Consider the following 15,747-nt stretch of genomic DNA (forward strand, 5'->3'; position numbering starts at 1 on the left):
AGTTGTACTGACCGGGGACGTTGATCAATCGTGAGAAGGGCGTCTGGTTGCCACAGGCCGTGTGCGGGCGGTGCTGGTTGTAGTAGTGCAGCCAACCGTCGAGCTCGCCGCGTCGTTCGGCCTCGGAGGTGTAGCAGCGGGCGTAGGCCCAGCTGTCGGACAGGACACGCTCGACGGTGACACCGCGGACGTTGAACCACTCGACAGCCCTGATCAGGACAGCGGTGGCGGTGACCGCGGTTTCGTCGTCGTGGATTTCAGCGTAGGCGACGCGGGAGTAATCGTCGATGACGGTGTGGACGCAGGCCTTGCCCATAAGCGGGTCGTAGTGCTTGTTCTTGGGCTTGCCTGGTGTGGCGGCGGTTCTTTCCTCCTTGTCGTCGGCCAACGTAGCGCCACCCTCCGCCGTCGGGGATGGTGCCGAGCTTCTTCACGTCGACGTGGAGCATGGAGCCGGGGTGGTCGTCTTCGTAGCGGCGGATGGGTTCATCCGTGGCACGGTCGACGTGGGTCAGTCGGTTGAGGTGGCGGGGAGTGAGCGCAGCGTTCGCGTGGGATATAGGGGCTCTTCTGGATAGGACGAGGGCCAGCGGGATACCCGCTGCCCTCATCGTTTGGTCTGGTGGTGCAGTATCTGCGCTGGACAGTGCGGTTCAACCGCCGTAAGTGCCAAAGGACCACCCGTTGCCGTCGGGATCCCTGAGACTGAACCCGCGGGAGTCGTGGTCATTTTGCTCGGCCAAGGGGTGGGTGATCTCGGCGCCCAACCTGATGGCCTTGGCATACACTTCATCGGGGTGATCTGTGACCACATAAAGGTCAACCTGATGGGGGGAGGGGTGGTCGTTGGAAATGCTGGCGATCATGATGCGGCCACCCTCGGGCCAGAGGAGTTCAGAGTGTACAACCTCCCCTCCGGCTTGTGTACTGCTCTGCGCTGGCACCACGATCCCCTCCTCGAAACCGAGACCGGTGAGGAAGCGGCGCAGGGCATGAGGATCGTCGGAGAAGAGGGCGGGCCAGATGCTGTGGTCGGTGCGTTGGCTGTTCTGGGGTGTCATGGTCATGACACCAGTATTGTCGAAGAGAGGGGCACCCGTCTTGGACAAATACGAACAGCACTTTCATTGGCCACGCGCCATCTGGTCGTCGCGCAACCAAGACGTGATGCTCGTGCCTGTGATAGCTCGCCAATCTCGTGCAAGGTGGGGCTGGTCGGTGAAACCTGCAGTGAATGCCACGTCCGCCAGAGGAGTGTTGGTGGTGACGAGTTGACGGGCATTATCGAAGCGCACGATCCGGGAGGCTTCCTTCGGTGTGACACCCAGGTGAGTGTGGAATTGCTGCTGCAAGCGTCGGGACGACCAACCTACTTCCCGCGACACAGCTTCCACGCGTACCTGTCCACGGGATGCGATGATCTGCCGCCATGCTTGGGCAACCTCGGGTGGCACCGGGTCCGGGTCGGACCGGAGTCCGGCCTGCAGAACGGAAAACAGGATGCCTGCCCGTAGCGTCCAATCGTCCGTGGCACCTAATCGCTCCCGCAAGCATCCAGCGCGCGGCCACACGTCGTCGAGTGTGTGGCATCCTTGGGCAAGCGATGCCACTGGCAAAACGAACAATCTCTGGGCGGCCAAGGGATCCAAGTTTAGTTCGATGCCGTGTTGCGAGCCATCGTGATGCACCCGGGTTGCGTGGGAATGAAGTCCAGCCAGTAGGGCACCGCGGCGCACGATGTCATGAGTTGTCACCTGGAACGCACCGGGTTCACCGACCAGGAGGCCTTCACTGAAGTCGATGATGAGCGTCACACAAGAAGTCGGCATACCGAGGTGAACACCAGGCTGGAATCCGGTGACGCGATATCCCGTGGCGCCTCGGACAACCTGTCGCATGGCGGGCGGCACTGGGAACACGACGAACTCATCAGTCCCTGTCATAAGCCAAGCTTGTCAGACCATCGCTCATTCCGCAGCCTCGCGCTTCACGTCGATCTGCGGACCAGCTGGACTCGCGACTAGTGACTCCTTCCACCTCTGCCCACGTCTCGATCAACGCCTCCGGTCAATACAGCTAGTCCGCCGTCGAGCCCGGCCAGCCCGGGTAGGGCGGCGGCGTCCCGCCGAAGGCGGGGCAGAGGTCTCGGAAGGAGCACCAGCCGCACAGCTTCGTCTTGTTCGGCCGGAAGGTGCCCTCCTTCCCGTCGCCCTCGATCTTCGCCCAGAGGTCGCCGAGGTCGCGCTCGAAGTACTCCAGCTCCTCGCGCGACGGGCTGAGGAAGAGCGAGTCGATGACCTTCAGGTACATCAGCCGCAGCTGGGCGGGGATCTCGCCGAACAGGCGCCAATAGACCAGCGCGTAGAAGCGCATCTGGAACTGCGCGTCCGCAGAGTAGCGCGGCAGGGGCTTCTTCCCGGTCTTGTAGTCGACGACGCGCACCTCGCCGGTCGGGGCGACATCGACGCGGTCGATGAACCCGCGCACGGGCACCCCGTTGGGAAGCACCGTGTCGACGTACATCTCCTGCTCGTGGGAGTCGAAGCCAAGGGGGTTTTCCATCTCGAAGTAGCCGCGGATCAGGGCCCGCGCGTCGACGAAGAGCTGGTGGGTGTCGTCGATCGGCTCGGCGGTGGTGGGGTCGTCGTCGCACATTCTCTCCCAGTGCGGCCTGATGCGCTTGACGGCGGCGGGGTAGGTGCGCTCCTCGCGCGGCCAGCCGTGCATCTCCTCCAGCACCGCGTGGACGAGGGTGCCCTTGACCTGCGCCTCCGTCTTGTCTTCGGGGAGCCTGTCGATCGCCCGGAGGCGGTAGAGCAGCGGGCACTGCTTGTAGTCGGAGGCGCGGGAGGGGGAGAGGGCGAGTGGCTTCATGGTCCCCTCATCATAGAGTGGGGTCATGGACTTTCTCGACTTCCTCGCGGCCAGCCCGAGCCCCTTCCACGCTGCGGCCAACGTCGCGGGCACGCTTCACGACGCCTCCTTCGCCCTCGACCGGGCCACGAGCCCCGGAGGCCACGTCTTCGTCGACGGCGGGGCCGTCGTCGCCTGGTGGGTGCCCGAGAACGCGAACCCGCGGATGCGGATCGTCGGCTCGCACACGGACTCGCCCGGGCTGTTCGTCAAACCCGACCCGGACGTCCTGCGCGAGGGGTTCCAGCAGGTCGCGGTGGAGGTCTACGGCGGGCCGATACTGCAGACGTGGTTCGACCGTGACCTCACCTTCGCCGGGCGGGTGGTGCTCGCCGACGGCACGCAGCGCCTCGTCAACACCGGCCCCGTGGCGCGGGTGCCCAGCCTGGCCATCCACTTGTACCGGGGCGACGCGCCGGCGTTGGAGCGGCAGGTGCACACGCAGCCGGTGCTCGGCGGGGACCTGCCGTTCAGCGGGGTCCTCGCCCGCGCGGCCGGGGTCGAGGCGGGGGACATCCTGGCGCACGAGCTGGTCAGCGCGGACACGCAGCGCGGCGCGGTGCTCGGCGATGTTCTGGCGGCGGGGCGCCTGGATAACCTGAGCAGCGTGTGGGCGTCGTTAAGCGCCCTGCTCAAGGCGAAGGACGCGGCGCGCGACGTGCTCGTGCTCGCGGCGTTCAACCACGAGGAGATCGGCTCGGCGACCCCGACGGGCGCGGGAGGGCCGCTGCTGGAGCGCGTGCTGAACATGCTGGCCGCCGAGCTGGGGGATCCCGCGGAGGTGTTCGCGAATTCGCTTCTGGTCTCCGCCGACGCCGCCCACGCCGTCCACCCGAACTACCCGGGAAAGCACGACCCCACGCACCGCCCGCTGCTCAACCGCGGACCCGTGCTGAAGATCAACGCGAACCAGCGCTACGCCTCGGACGCGGTGACGGAGGCCGAGTGGATCCGCGCCTGCCGGGCCGTGGACGTGCCCGTGCAGAAATTCGTGGGCCACAACGACGTGCCCTGCGGGTCGACCATCGGGCCGATCTCGGCGACGCGGCTGGGCATCCCCACCGTGGACGCGGGCGTGCCGCTGCTGTCCATGCACTCCGCGCGGGAGCTGTGCGGGGTGCGCGACATGGAGTGGTTCGAGCGCGCGTTGGAGTCGTTCTACCGCGGCGACTACCGTTAACGCGTCCGGCCCATCACCCCAGGAGGTCCCCGCATGTATTCCGGTCCGTTCCAGGCTGGCGACAAGGTGCAGCTCACCGACGCCAAACGACGCCACTTCACCATCGAGCTCACCCCCGGCGGGCAGTTCCACTCCCATAAGGGCATCGTCCACCACGACCAGATCATCGGCTCCGACGAAGGCTCCGTGGTCAAGTCGACCCTCGGGGCGGACTACCTGTGCTTCCGCCACCTGCTCGTCGACCATGTCCTGTCCATGCCGCGCGGCGCGGCCGTGATCTACCCGAAGGATGCGGCGCAGATCCTCGTGGAGGGCGACATCTTCATGGGCGCCCGCGTGCTGGAGGCCGGCGCGGGATCCGGCGCCCTGTCGATGTCGCTGATGCGCGCGGTGGGGCCGGAGGGCCGCGTGTTCTCCTACGAGATTCGCGAGGACCACCTCGAGTACGCCCGCAGCAACGTGGCGGAGTACTTCGGCGGCGAGCCCGAGTGGTGGACCCCGCGCCTGGGCGACTTCGGCGCGGTGACCCAGGAGGACCTGGGCGGGCCCGTCGACAGGCTGATCCTGGACATGGTGGAGCCCTGGCACTTCATCGACACGGTGAAGGACCTCCTCATCCCCGGCGGCGTCTTCATGACGTACGTGGCCACCGTGCCCCAGCTGATGAACATCATGGAGGGCATCCGCGAGGCCAAGTGCTTCACCGAGCCGCGCGCCTGGGAAACCCTGCTGCGCGAGTGGAAGGTCGACGGCCTGGCCACCCGCCCCGAGCACCGCATGAACGCGCACACCGCCTTCCTCGTGTGGACCCGCCGCCTCGCGGACGGCGTCACCCCGCCGCGCCCGCAGCGCAAGGCGCGCCGCTAGTCTGGATGCATGGCTATCGAGGATGACGCTTTCGGCCCCCAGCTGCGCGAACTCAAGCGCGAGAACCAGGCGATGGGCTCGCGCAACAAGAAGCTCGCCGAGCTGCTCAAGGCCAGCCGGGACAAGCTGAACGACCTCTACGCCCAACTCGAGGCCCTCGAGGAGCCCGCCAGCACCTACGGAATCTATCTCTCCGGCGCCCGCGGCGAGGCGGAGGTGTTCACCAGCGGGCGCCGCATGCGGGTGAAGGTCTCGCCGAACGTCTCCCCGGAGGCGCTGGCCCCCGGCACCCTGGTCCGCCTCGGCGACGGCACGATCGTGGTGGAGGCCTGCGGCTACGAGGACACCGGCCAGCTCGCCACGCTCGTGGAGCGCATCGGCACCGACCGGGCGGTGGTGGCCGACCAGCAGGGGGCTGAATCCCTGGTGAGGCTGGCGGAGCCGCTGCTGCGCACCGTCCGTGCCGGTGACACCGTCATCTGCGACATGCGGGTGGGCTTCGCCTACGAGAAGGTGGCCAAGACGGAGGTCAACCAGCTCTCGTTGGAGGAGGTCCCGGACGTCACCTACGCAGATATCGGCGGCCTGACCAGCCAGATCGAGACGATCCAGGACTCGGTCGAGCTGCCGTTTTCCCACCCGGACCTCTACCGCGCCTACGACCTCACCCCGCCCAAGGGCGTGCTGCTCTACGGCCCGCCCGGCTGCGGCAAGACGCTCATCGCCAAGGCGGTGGCCAACTCGCTGTCCACGCGCATCGGCGACGGCGGCAGCGCGCACTTCATCAACGTCAAGGGCCCGGAGCTGCTGAACAAGTTCGTCGGCGAGACCGAGCGCCGCATCCGCCTCATCTTCGAGCGCGCCCGCGAGCTCGCCTCCGACGGCCGCCCCGTCATCGTCTTCTTCGACGAGATGGAGTCCATCTTCCGCACCCGCGGCTCCGGCGTCTCCTCCGACATGGAAACCACGGTGGTGCCGCAGCTGCTCACCGAGATCGACGGGGTGGAGGACATCGCCAACGTCATCGTCATCGGCGCGACCAACCGCGAGGAGCTCATCGACCCGGCCATCCTGCGGCCGGGGCGCCTGGACATCAAGATCCGCGTCTCGCGGCCCACCCGCGACGAGGCTCGCGACATCTTCGCCCGCTACCTCACCGACGACATCCCGCACGCCACCGACACCGCCACGCTTATCGACGCCGCGGCCGCCGCCCTCTTCGAACCCCGCCCGTTCATCCGCCTCACCCTCGCCGACGGCACGGAGCGCATCCTGCACTACTCCGACTTCGTCTCCGGGGCGATGATCGCCAACATCGTCGACCGCGCCAAGAAGCTGGCGATCAAGGACCACATCTCGGGGGCGTCGACAAGCGGCGTAAGCGCCGAGCATCTCCGCGCGGCCGTGCGGGCCGAGCAGAACGAGAGCGAGGACCTGCCGAACACGTCCAACCCCGACGAGTGGGCGCGCATCACCGGCCACCACGGCCGCCGGGTGGTGAGCGCGGAGGTGATCGGCTGAAAAGTCCGCAGTGCGGACTTTTCGGGGGGCTGTCACGCGCTTGACGGCGTCCGCAGTGCGGACTTTTCGGGTGGTTCACCGCATGCCCCTTGAGGTCTGCAGTGCGGACTTTTTCTCATGGTTTTCGCTGCTAGAAGCGTCGGCGGAGCCGTGTCCGACCCCCTTGCTACACTCCCGCTCGAACACACATTCACGTTCGAGGGGGAACAATGACAACGCCGCACATCGACAACCTGAACCAGCTCGCGCCACGGCAGCTGGCCCGGCGCATCGAAGAAGGCTTCGGCCTGTTCACGCGCAAGAAAGCCGAGATCCTGTACGCCATCGCGCTTTTCGACGCCATGGGGCTCGCCCGCCGGCACGGGGCGAGCTCGACCGCGATGTGGATGGTGACCACATTCGCCCTGCCCAACTCGACCGCGCACGAGTACGTGAAGGTGGCGCGCACGATGAAGCAGTTCGAGCTGCTCGCCGGGGCGTTCCTGGAGGGGCGGACGAGTTACTCGCGGGTGCGGCTCATCCTGCCGCTGCTGGAGCGCGGCAACGAGGCCGAGCTGGTCGAGCTCGCCTGCACGCTGGCGTACCACGAACTCGAGTTGGCGCTCCTCCGGTTCCGCGAGCGGCAGGCTGCGCCGCGGCGGGAGTCCTACGTGCGGCTCAAGGTGCGAGAGGACGGGCGGGTGGGCCTGTGGGCGGACTTCAACGCCGCGGAGGGTGCCCGCGTCATGGCGGCCATGAAGGTGGGGGAGCTCGCCTGGCACGCTTCGGACTTGCAGGACCTGGTCGGCGCGGACGGGACCATCGACGACAGCCTCCTCGACGCTGAGATGGACCGGCAGGAGTCGCGCGCGGCGGGGTGCTCGGGTTTCGGTCTGCCTCTGAACGCGGCGCTGGTCAGCTCGTTCATGGGCCTGGTAAACATCGCGCTGAGCGGGCCGAAGAACCCGCTGCGCGCCCCAGGTGCACACGTCAACGTCGTCATGACCACCGACGGGCGCGCCTACCTGCCGAACAACCCGGGCGCCGGCTCGGAGGCCGTGAAGAATTTCCTCTCTAACGCCAACTACCGGGTGAACACCGTCGACGAGACGGGCCTGGTGCTCAACACCGGTCGCGCCGTTCGCCTGGCCACCGATGCCCAGGTCAACGCGCTGATGCTCATGTGGCGGGGGCGCTGCGCCATGCCGGGCTGCTCGCACGAGCGCTTCATCGAAATCCACCACATCCGCGAGTGGGCCGACGGGGGTCTGACGGACCTGGACAACCTTCTCCCGCTGTGCTCGGCGTGTCACGCGCTGGTCAGCGACGGGTGGGTGAGCATCCTCAAGGACGGCGGCGACGTCCACTTCGTCCGCGCCGACGGCACGCGCTACGTCAGCTACGACCACGGGCTGCCCGAGCGCAACGACGACGCCCGGACGAAAGAGGAGTTCAGCTCCTGTGCGTGCTGACGGACGCGAAGGCGCGGTGCACCCGCTCGAAGTCGTCGTCGTCGAGGTGCGCGAAGCTCATGATCAGCCCGCCGCTTTCCGACGCCCCAATCCTCCCGCACTCGATCCCCCGCCCCGCGAGCCAGTCGACGACGCGTTCCTCCGCCGCGGGCATGGGGAACCGAACCGCGAGGTCGACCCCCGTCGACGCGTCTTTCTCGATGGCGGTGGCGCCCAGGGCCTCCAGGGCGGGGCAGATGGCGTCGCCAAGCACCTCGCGGCGCCGCGCCAGGCGGCTGTGCACCGCCCGCGTGTTGCGGCGCACGTACCCGCCGTCGAGGAGGTTCGCGATCGCGCGCTGGGTGACAGGGGAGACGGGCATGCCCAGCACCTCCCGCGTGCCGCGCAGCGTCGCCGCCATCGCCTGGCCCGCCACCACGTAACCCGCGGAGAGCTGCGTGCTCAGCAGCGTGGAGAAGGTGCCGAGGGTCAGCACCCGCGCTTCGGAGGCGAGCGTGGCCAGCGTGGGCTGCGGCGAGACGCGGTAGCGCAGCTCCGTGTTGAAGTCGTCCTCGATCAGCACGCACCCCGTCCGCGCGGCCCAGTCCAGCAGCTCGGCCCGCCGGGGCGCGGGCATGGAGCCGCCCAGGGGGTAGAGGTGGGACGGGGTGACCAGCAGCGCGTCGAGGTCTGCGGGCAGCGCGGAGACCACCAGGCCCCCGGCGTCGGTCCGGCACGTCACCGGCGTGTGTCCGGCCACCGGTATCACGCGCCGCAGCCCCGGGTGGCCGGGGTCCTCCACACCCACCCGGAGGCTGCGCCCCAGGGACATGAGGATGAGCAGCAGGCCCTCGCGCGACCCGCCGGTGACCACCACGTCCCCCGCATCGACGGCGAGGCCCCGGGCGAGCAGCAGGTGGGAGGCGATGGCCGTGCGCAGCTCCGGCTGCCCCGCCTTGTCCACCCGCGCCGCGGGCTCGGCCGCCGCCTCGCGCCACGCCCGGCGCCACGCGGCCGGGCGGATCGTTCCCGCGTGGCCGGAGGAGGGCTTGAGCGAGACGACCCGCCCGGCCCTTCCGCGCGGGCGCGGCGCGTGGGCCGCCGGGCCGGGGGAGCCCGCGCGGGCCAGGTCCGGGTGGATCCGCGTCGGCGCCCCCTGGGTGGCCAGCAGGAATCCCTCCGACAGGAGCTGGTCGTAGGCGCTCACCACGGTCCCGCGAGACACCCCGAGCTGGCGGGCCAGTTCGCGGGTGGAGGCCACGGTGTCGCCCGCCGAGAGCTGGCCCGTGGAGACGAGCCCGCGCATGCCGGCGGCGATCTGCACGGGGAGGGGAGAGGGCAGCGAGCGGTCGACGGAAAACACAACTGGTCCAAAGGAATAGGGGGAAAGTGGCTCTAGCAATCTACCAGTTGGTGCAGCAGCATGGTGAACATGTCTGAAAACTCTCCCGTTGAGAACACCGAAAATACCGTGAAGTCCGGCCTCGCCCAGATGCTCAAGGGCGGGGTGATCATGGACGTGGTCACGCCCGAACAGGCGCGCATCGCCGAGGACGCGGGCGCCGTCGCCGTCATGGCCCTCGAGCGCGTGCCCGCCGACATCCGCGCCCAGGGCGGCGTGGCCCGCATGTCCGATCCCGACCTCATCGAGGGGATCATCGAGGCTGTGGACATCCCCGTCATGGCCAAGGCCCGCATCGGGCACACCGTCGAGGCGCGGATCCTCGAGCACCTGGGGGTGGACTACATCGACGAGTCCGAGGTGCTCAGCCCGGCGGACTACGTCAACCACATCGACAAGCGCGGGTTCACCGTGCCGTTCGTGTGCGGCGCGACCAACCTCGGCGAGGCGCTGCGCCGCGTCAACGAGGGCGCGGCCATGATCCGCTCGAAGGGCGAGGCGGGCACCGGCGACGTCTCGGAGGCCACCAAGCACATCCGCACGATCAAGGCGGAGATCGCGAAGCTGCACGGCCTCTGGAACTCCAACCGCGACGAGCTCTACGTCGCGGCCAAGGAGCTTCAGGCCCCCTACGAGCTGGTCGCCTACGTCGCCGAGCACGGTGAGCTGCCGGTGGTGCTGTTCACCGCGGGCGGCGTCGCCACCCCGGCCGACGCGGCGCTCATGATGCAGCTCGGCGCCGACGGCGTGTTCGTCGGGTCCGGCATCTTCAAGTCCGGCGACCCGGCCGCACGTGCGGCGGCAATCGTGAAGGCCACCGCCGCGTGGGACGACATCGAGGTTGTCGCCGAGGCTTCCCGCGGGCTCGGCGAGGCGATGGTCGGCATCAACGTCGCCGACCTGCCCGCCCCGCACCGCCTGGCGGAGCGCGGGTGGTAAACGCGCGGGTAGGCGTCCTCGGCCTGCAGGGAGGGGTGCGTGAGCACGCCGAGATGCTCGGGCAGCTCGGCGCCGGCGTGACCCACGTGCGCCGCCCGGCCGACCTCGACGGCGTCGACGGCCTGGTCATCCCCGGCGGGGAGTCCTCCACGATCGACAGGCTGCTGCGCATCTTCGGCCTCTTCGAGCCGCTGCAGCAGGCCCTCGGCGGGGGCCTGCCGGTGTTCGGCACCTGCGCGGGGCTCATCACCCTCGCCGCGGAGATCGAGGACCCGGCGCCCGGGCAGGGCAGCCTCGGGGTGATCGACATGACGGTCCGGCGCAACTCCTTCGGCCGGCAGATCGTCAGTGACGTCGAGAAGATCCCCACCGCCTACGGGGAGGTGACGGCCGCGTTCATCCGCGCGCCCGAGGTTCTCGAGGTGCGCGGCGACGCCCGCGTGATCGCCCGGCGCGGCGAGGCGATCGTCGGCGTGGAAACGGACACGGCCCTGGCCGTCAGCTTCCACCCGGAGCTGACCGGGGACACCACCCTCCACGAGAGGTTCCTGGCGAAAGTAACCTAGGTCGCATGAGCCGCTACATGGGAACCGAGACGGAGTACGGCATCACCTGCCCGTCCGATCCGAGCCTGAGCCCGATCGTCACCTCGACGCACGCGGTGGTCGCCTACGCCGCGATGCACACGGGGGCCCGCGCCCGCTGGGACTACGAGGACGAGCACCCGCTGAAGGACGCCCGCGGCTTCGACCTGAAGCGCTACCACACCGTGCCGGTGGTCGACGCGAACGCCATCGGCGTGGCCAACGTGGTCACCTCCAACGGGGCGCGCTTCTACGTTGACCACGCCCACCCGGAGTACTCCAGCCCGGAGGTCTCGAACGCGTGGGACGCGATGGTCTACGACGCCGCGGGCGACATCGTTCTCAACCGCGCCGCCGCGAACATCGCCGCCCTCTACGATCAGGGGGCAAGCGTGCTCAAGGACAAGGCGCCCTGCCCGCCGCTGAAGTTCTACAAGAACAACGTCGACGGCAAGGGCGCCTCCTACGGCTCCCACGAGAACTACCAGTACTCCCGCCACACGGACTTTCCGACGCTCTCCGGGGCCCTGATCCCCTTCTTCGTCACCCGCCAGGTCATCATCGGCGCTGGCCGCGTCGGCATCGGGCAGGAGGGGGAGCGGGAGGGCTTCCAGATCTCCCAGCGCGCCGACTACTTCGAGCAGCGGGTCAGCCTGGAGACCACGCTCAACCGCGGCATCGTCAACACCCGCGACGAGCCGCACGCGGACGAGCGCGAGTTCCGCCGCCTCCACGTCATCGTCGGCGACGCGAACATGAGCCAGTACTCGAACTTCCTCAAGCTCGGCGCCACCAAGCTCGTCCTCGACGCCATCGAGGCGGGCGTCGACTTCCGCGACCTCGCCCTGGTCGACCCGGTCGACGAGATCAAGGCGGTCTCGCACGACCCGACCTGCACGCACGAGCTGTCGCTTGTCGACGCCCGCACCCTCACCGCCATCGCGATCCAGCGCGAGTACCTGGCGCGGTGCAGCGCCCGGGATGACGTCGACAAGCGCGTGCTCGAGCTGTGGGCCGAGATCCTCGACGACCTCGAGCGCGACCCGCTGTCCACCGCCGACCGCCTCGACTGGACCGCGAAGTACGCGCTCATCCGGGGTTTCCTCGCGCGCGGGGTGGACATCGGCGACCCGAAGCTCAAGGCGATCGACCTGCAGTACACGGACATCGACCCGGCGAAGTCGCTCTACCACGCCCTGGTGCGCAAGGGGAGCATGAAGACCCTCGCCGCGCCCGGGGAGATCGAGGCCGCCGCCGACAACGCGCCGGTTGACTCGCGGGCTTGGTTCCGCGGCGCGGTGAGTCGAAAGTTCGCCGAGGACGTGCTCGCCTCCAACTGGCAGGCCGTCATCTTCGCCACCGGCGCCGGGCCGCGGAAGGTGCACATCGACGCGGTCGACGGCTTCACGGCCGCCGAGGTGGGCGAGGTGGTGGACAAGGCCCGGACAGTCGACGAATTGCTCGCCGCGCTCGGTTAGGCTGGGTGCATGTCTAAGCAGCAGCAGATCCACGGCAGCAACGGCGGCGAGGAGCCCGCCGAGGAGTTCGAGGCCGGCCAGGCGCAGATCAACACGGGCGGCACCGACGACCTCCTCGACGAGATCGACGCGCTTCTCGACACCAACACCGAGGAGTTCGTCCGCTCCTACGTGCAAAAGGGCGGCGAGTAGCGCGCAATGGCCACCGTCTACACGCGCCGCATCATGGGGGTGGAAACCGAGTTCGGCGTCACCGCCTTTCGCGATGGCGCGCCGGTGCTCAGCCCCGAGGAGATCGCGCGCTACCTGTTCCGCCCCGTGGTCGCGCAGCACCGCAGCTCCAACGTCTTCACCGCCAACGGCTCGCGCCTCTACCTCGACGTGGGCTCGCACCCGGAGTACGCGACGGCGGAGTGCGACTCGGTGGCCCAGCTGCTCGCCTACGACAAGGCCGGCGAGCTCATCTTCGACGACCTGTCCCGCCGCGCCGAGGAGGCGCTGGAGCGCGACGGCATCGGCGGCGAGGTCTACCTGTTCAAGAACAACGTGGACTCCCGCGGCAACTCCTACGGCGCGCACGAGAACTACCTGGTCAGCCGCGAGCTGGTGCTGAAGAGCTTCTCGCGCCAGCTCCTGCCCTTCCTCATCACGCGTCAGCTGATCTGCGGCGCCGGCCTGGTCAAGGGCGGGCGCTTCCTGCTCTCCCAGCGCGCCGACCAGGTGTGGGAGGGCGTCTCCTCGGCCACGACGTGCACCCGGCCGATCATCAACACCCGCGACGAACCGCACGGTGACTCGCACCGCTTCCGCCGCATGCACGTCATCGTGGGGGACTCGAACATGTCGGAGCCCACCTTCGCCCTGAAGATCGGCTCGACCCTGCTGGTCATCGAGATGCTCGAGGCCGGGTTCGACCTGCCCGACTTCGAGCTGGAGGACCCGATCTCCCACATCCGCGAGATCGCCGCCGACCCCACGGGCCGCACGGCGCTGAAGCTCAAGCGCGGCGGCGAGGTGACGGCGCTCGACGTCCAGCGCGCGACCTGGGAGGCCGCCTCGCGCTGGATCGACCACCGCGGGGGAGACAACAGCGACATGGCCCGCGTGCTCGAGCTGTGGGGCCGGGTCATCGACGCCGTGGAAACGCAGGACTTCTCCGCCGTCGACACCGAGGTGGACTGGGTGATCAAGCGTGCGCTGCTCACCCGCGTCAAGGACAGGCTCGGAGCCGACTGGGACCACCCCAAGCTCGCGCACGTCGATCTCGCCTACCACGACATCCGCCGCGACCGCGGCCTGTTCTACCTGCTCGAACGCCGGGGCCTGGCCGCGCGGTGGATCACGGACGACGCCGTGCAGGCTGCCGCGGCCACACCGCCCCAGACCACCCGCGCGAAGCTGCGCGGCGACTTCCTCGCCGCTGTGCGCGAGGCGGGGGCCGCCCACAACGTCGACTGGGTGCGCCTCAAGGTTAACCGCCCGGAACCGCGCACCGTCGAGCTGCTCGACCCCTTCGCCACCGAGGACGAGCGCGTCGACGCGCTCATCGACTACGTGGGGCAGGAGCGGTAAGCGGTGAGCACTGACACGGACGCCATCGAGAGGCTCACCAACCTCACCTTCGCCCTGCTCGGCGCCGAGCGCCCCCGCGACTACGACTGGGTCTACGCGCACGTCAGCGGCTACAAGCCCCGCAGCACCGAGGCCTTCCAGCGCCAACTCGCCCGCGACGTGCAGACCGTCCGCCGCGCGGGCGTGCCGGCGCGCATGGAAAACGGCCTGGTCTGGGTGGACAAGGACGCCTACGAGCTGCCCGCCATCGAGTTCACGGACGAGGAGGCCACCGTCCTCGGTCTCGCCGGCGACCTCGGGCGCAGCGGCAGCCTCGGCGCCTTCGCCCGCTCCGGGTGGACCAAGATCGCCGCCTCCGGGGCCACGCGCACCTTCGACAGCCCGGCTCTGAGCTCCGTGGACAACGACGTTTTGCGCCTCGATGCCGACGTGGTCAACGCCGTCACCGCCTGCGCCCGCAACAAGAGGCGGATGACCTTCGACTACACCGCGTCCCCCACCGCGCCGGCGCAGAAGCGCTCCATGTACCCATGGGGGATCGTCGCGCTGAACAACCGCGCCTACATTGTCGGGTGGGACACCGACCGCCGCGACGCCCGCGCCTTCCGCGCGATGCGCGTGACCAACGTGCGCAAGGCGGCCACCTCCGGCTTCGTCGAGCCGGACCGGCCCCTGCAGGACATCGTCGAGGACACCCTGCGCGGCCCGCTCGCCGACGCACGCGTGGCCCTGTCCGCCGACTCCGGCGCGGGCGCGGAGCTGGCCGAGCGGGGCAGGCGCGAGGACGGGTGGATCGTCCTCGAGGGCGTCGAGCGCGACTGGCTCGTGCGCACCCTGGCCAGCCTCGCCCCGCACGTCACGGCGATCGAGCCGGGGGACGTACGCGGTGACGTCGTGAAGCTGTTGGAGGCGAGTGATGAAGGATAGCCCCGCGAAGCTCGAGGGTCTCGTGCGCTCGCTCAACCTCGTCCCGTACCTGCGCAAACACCCCGGCGCCACCCCGATGGAGATCGCGCGCGACCTCGGCTCGAGCCACGACGAGGTCATGGCGGACCTCACACGGCTCAGCCTCTCGGGCGTCGGCAACGGCCCCGGCGAGCTCATCGACCTCGTGGCCTCGTGGACGGGCATCACGCTTATCGACGACCAGGGCCTCAACCGGCCGCTGCGCCTGACGCCCACCGAGGCCAACGCGCTGCTGCTCACCCTCGAGACGCTGGAGACGATGCCCGGCCTCATCGACCACGCCGCCGTCAACTCCGCCGCCGCGAAGCTGCGCGCGGTGACCCGGGGGCGCGGCATCGACGATGCCGAGCACCCGGCCGGGGAGCAGGAGGCCGCCGCCGCAGCCGTCTCCCGCGCCCTGGCGCAGGGCAGCAAACTCCAGCTTCGGTACTACTCGGCCAGCTCCGACGCGACGACCACGCGCACCGTCTCGCCCCTGGAGCTGTTCCACCGCGACGGCGAGACCTACCTCCGCGCGCTGGAGGAGGGGAGGGAAAAGACCTTCCGCCTCGACAGGATCCGCGCGGCGGAGACGGTGGACGCGCCCGCGGAGACGGCCCCGAACAGCGCGGCGCCCGGGGATCCCTTCGGCTTCGCGCGGGCGCCCAGGGCCGAGCTGGCGATCCGCGCAGAGGCTACGTGGCTCGCCGACTACTGGGAGATCGACCTCGGCGACGCCGCCGACGAGGCGGGCTGGGTGCGGGCCAGCATGCCCTACGGCAGCCCGGAGTGGCTGATCCGCTTCTGCCTCAGCCAGGGCGACCGGCTGCGCCTGACAGAACCCGTAGAGCTAGCTGCCGAGATCGCCCAGCGGGCGCGCACGGCCGCCCAGGGGCTAAGATGATCCGTTGTTACA

At 69.2% G+C, this 15,747-nt stretch carries 15 protein-coding genes and 1 pseudogene; 11 read left to right on the forward strand and 5 right to left on the reverse strand.

Translation table 11 applies throughout. The features are described from left to right. Positions 1 to 4 precede the first annotated feature (4 nt). The 4 genes and pseudogenes from DYZ02_RS01120 to DYZ02_RS01135 all read right to left on the reverse strand — a co-directional run. Positions 5 to 557, reverse strand: a pseudogene (locus tag DYZ02_RS01120) (integrase core domain-containing protein); the annotation flags it as partial. A 96-nt stretch (positions 558 to 653) separates the two neighbouring features. After that, positions 654 to 1,067: a VOC family protein gene (locus DYZ02_RS01125; protein WP_115686310.1), complete on the reverse strand. Its 414-nt coding sequence runs from the start codon at positions 1,065 to 1,067 to the stop codon at positions 654 to 656. 57 nt (positions 1,068 to 1,124) lie between these two features. Next, positions 1,125 to 1,814: an AraC family transcriptional regulator gene (locus tag DYZ02_RS01130; protein WP_181896857.1), complete on the reverse strand. Its 690-nt coding sequence runs from the start codon at positions 1,812 to 1,814 to the stop codon at positions 1,125 to 1,127. A 262-nt stretch (positions 1,815 to 2,076) separates the two neighbouring features. Then, positions 2,077 to 2,874: a RecB family exonuclease gene (locus tag DYZ02_RS01135; protein ID WP_115684622.1), complete on the reverse strand. Its 798-nt coding sequence runs from the start codon at positions 2,872 to 2,874 to the stop codon at positions 2,077 to 2,079. A 25-nt stretch (positions 2,875 to 2,899) separates the two neighbouring features. Here DYZ02_RS01135 and DYZ02_RS01140 point away from each other — a divergent pair, with 25 nt between their 5' ends. The 4 genes from DYZ02_RS01140 to DYZ02_RS01155 all read left to right on the forward strand — a co-directional run bounded on the left by DYZ02_RS01140 (position 2,900) and on the right by DYZ02_RS01155 (position 7,932). Next, a complete protein-coding gene (locus tag DYZ02_RS01140; protein WP_115684623.1) occupies positions 2,900 to 4,093 on the forward strand; it encodes a M18 family aminopeptidase in 1,194 nt (397 codons plus the stop codon). Between the two features lie 33 nt (positions 4,094 to 4,126). Then, positions 4,127 to 4,960, forward strand: a complete 834-nt coding sequence (locus DYZ02_RS01145; protein WP_115684624.1) for a tRNA (adenine-N1)-methyltransferase — start codon at positions 4,127 to 4,129, stop codon at positions 4,958 to 4,960. 9 nt (positions 4,961 to 4,969) lie between these two features. Next, entirely contained in the window at positions 4,970 to 6,481 is a 1,512-nt protein-coding gene (arc, locus tag DYZ02_RS01150; RefSeq protein ID WP_115684625.1) for a proteasome ATPase, read from the forward strand. Positions 6,482 to 6,690: 209 nt separating this feature from the next. Further along, a complete protein-coding gene (locus tag DYZ02_RS01155) occupies positions 6,691 to 7,932 on the forward strand; it encodes an HNH endonuclease signature motif containing protein (RefSeq protein ID WP_115684626.1) in 1,242 nt (413 codons plus the stop codon). Here DYZ02_RS01155 and pdxR read toward each other — a convergent pair. Then, complete coding sequence (gene pdxR, locus DYZ02_RS01160; protein ID WP_245945516.1) at positions 7,913 to 9,274, reverse strand: MocR-like pyridoxine biosynthesis transcription factor PdxR; 1,362 nt, start codon at positions 9,272 to 9,274, stop codon at positions 7,913 to 7,915. The genes DYZ02_RS01155 and pdxR overlap by 20 nt on opposite strands. Positions 9,275 to 9,343: 69 nt before the next feature. On the opposite strand from pdxR, the gene pdxS reads away from it, so the two are divergent. From pdxS to DYZ02_RS01195, 7 genes are read left to right on the forward strand one after another with little or no spacing between them, the layout of a single operon-like run. Then, positions 9,344 to 10,252, forward strand: a complete 909-nt coding sequence (gene pdxS / locus DYZ02_RS01165) for a pyridoxal 5'-phosphate synthase lyase subunit PdxS (RefSeq protein ID WP_115686311.1) — start codon at positions 9,344 to 9,346, stop codon at positions 10,250 to 10,252. After that, positions 10,246 to 10,818: a pyridoxal 5'-phosphate synthase glutaminase subunit PdxT gene (pdxT, locus tag DYZ02_RS01170; protein WP_115684627.1), complete on the forward strand. Its 573-nt coding sequence runs from the start codon at positions 10,246 to 10,248 to the stop codon at positions 10,816 to 10,818. The genes pdxS and pdxT overlap by 7 nt, the downstream gene beginning before the upstream one ends. 5 nt (positions 10,819 to 10,823) lie before the next feature. Beyond that, positions 10,824 to 12,314, forward strand: coding sequence for a depupylase/deamidase Dop (dop, locus tag DYZ02_RS01175; protein ID WP_115684628.1), 1,491 nt, complete (start codon positions 10,824 to 10,826; stop codon positions 12,312 to 12,314). A gap of 9 nt (positions 12,315 to 12,323) precedes the next feature. Continuing rightward, positions 12,324 to 12,506, forward strand: coding sequence for a ubiquitin-like protein Pup (locus DYZ02_RS01180; protein ID WP_115684629.1), 183 nt, complete (start codon positions 12,324 to 12,326; stop codon positions 12,504 to 12,506). A 6-nt stretch (positions 12,507 to 12,512) separates the two neighbouring features. Beyond that, complete coding sequence (gene pafA, locus DYZ02_RS01185) at positions 12,513 to 13,886, forward strand: Pup--protein ligase (protein ID WP_115684630.1); 1,374 nt, start codon at positions 12,513 to 12,515, stop codon at positions 13,884 to 13,886. A 3-nt stretch (positions 13,887 to 13,889) separates the two neighbouring features. After that, positions 13,890 to 14,813 carry a helix-turn-helix transcriptional regulator gene (locus DYZ02_RS01190; protein ID WP_115684631.1) on the forward strand — a complete coding sequence of 308 codons (924 nt, stop codon included), beginning with the start codon at positions 13,890 to 13,892 and terminating at the stop codon, positions 14,811 to 14,813. Beyond that, the gene (locus tag DYZ02_RS01195; RefSeq protein WP_115684632.1) at positions 14,803 to 15,735 is read left to right on the forward strand and encodes a helix-turn-helix transcriptional regulator; all 933 of its coding nucleotides are present in this window, start codon (positions 14,803 to 14,805) and stop codon (positions 15,733 to 15,735) included. The genes DYZ02_RS01190 and DYZ02_RS01195 overlap by 11 nt, the downstream gene beginning before the upstream one ends. Positions 15,736 to 15,747 lie beyond the last annotated feature (12 nt).

This window comes from Corynebacterium senegalense (genome assembly GCF_900411315.1).
In the GTDB taxonomy this organism is placed as follows: domain Bacteria; phylum Actinomycetota; class Actinomycetes; order Mycobacteriales; family Mycobacteriaceae; genus Corynebacterium; species Corynebacterium senegalense.

Excerpts from the sequence above, each read along its gene's own strand:
- DYZ02_RS01125 (WP_115686310.1), bottom strand. The coding sequence starts at position 1,067 with ATGACCATGACACCCCAGAACAGCCAACGCACCGACCACAGCATCTGG.
- DYZ02_RS01135 (WP_115684622.1), bottom strand. The coding sequence starts at position 2,874 with ATGAAGCCACTCGCCCTCTCCCCCTCCCGCGCCTCCGACTACAAGCAG.
- dop (WP_115684628.1), top strand. The coding sequence starts at position 10,824 with ATGAGCCGCTACATGGGAACCGAGACGGAGTACGGCATCACCTGCCCG.
- pdxS (WP_115686311.1), top strand. The coding sequence starts at position 9,344 with ATGTCTGAAAACTCTCCCGTTGAGAACACCGAAAATACCGTGAAGTCC.
- DYZ02_RS01195 (WP_115684632.1), top strand. The coding sequence starts at position 14,803 with ATGAAGGATAGCCCCGCGAAGCTCGAGGGTCTCGTGCGCTCGCTCAAC.
- pafA (WP_115684630.1), top strand. The coding sequence starts at position 12,513 with ATGGCCACCGTCTACACGCGCCGCATCATGGGGGTGGAAACCGAGTTC.
- DYZ02_RS01180 (WP_115684629.1), top strand. The coding sequence starts at position 12,324 with ATGTCTAAGCAGCAGCAGATCCACGGCAGCAACGGCGGCGAGGAGCCC.
- DYZ02_RS01140 (WP_115684623.1), top strand. The coding sequence starts at position 2,900 with ATGGACTTTCTCGACTTCCTCGCGGCCAGCCCGAGCCCCTTCCACGCT.
- DYZ02_RS01145 (WP_115684624.1), top strand. The coding sequence starts at position 4,127 with ATGTATTCCGGTCCGTTCCAGGCTGGCGACAAGGTGCAGCTCACCGAC.
- arc (WP_115684625.1), top strand. The coding sequence starts at position 4,970 with ATGGCTATCGAGGATGACGCTTTCGGCCCCCAGCTGCGCGAACTCAAG.
- DYZ02_RS01155 (WP_115684626.1), top strand. The coding sequence starts at position 6,691 with ATGACAACGCCGCACATCGACAACCTGAACCAGCTCGCGCCACGGCAG.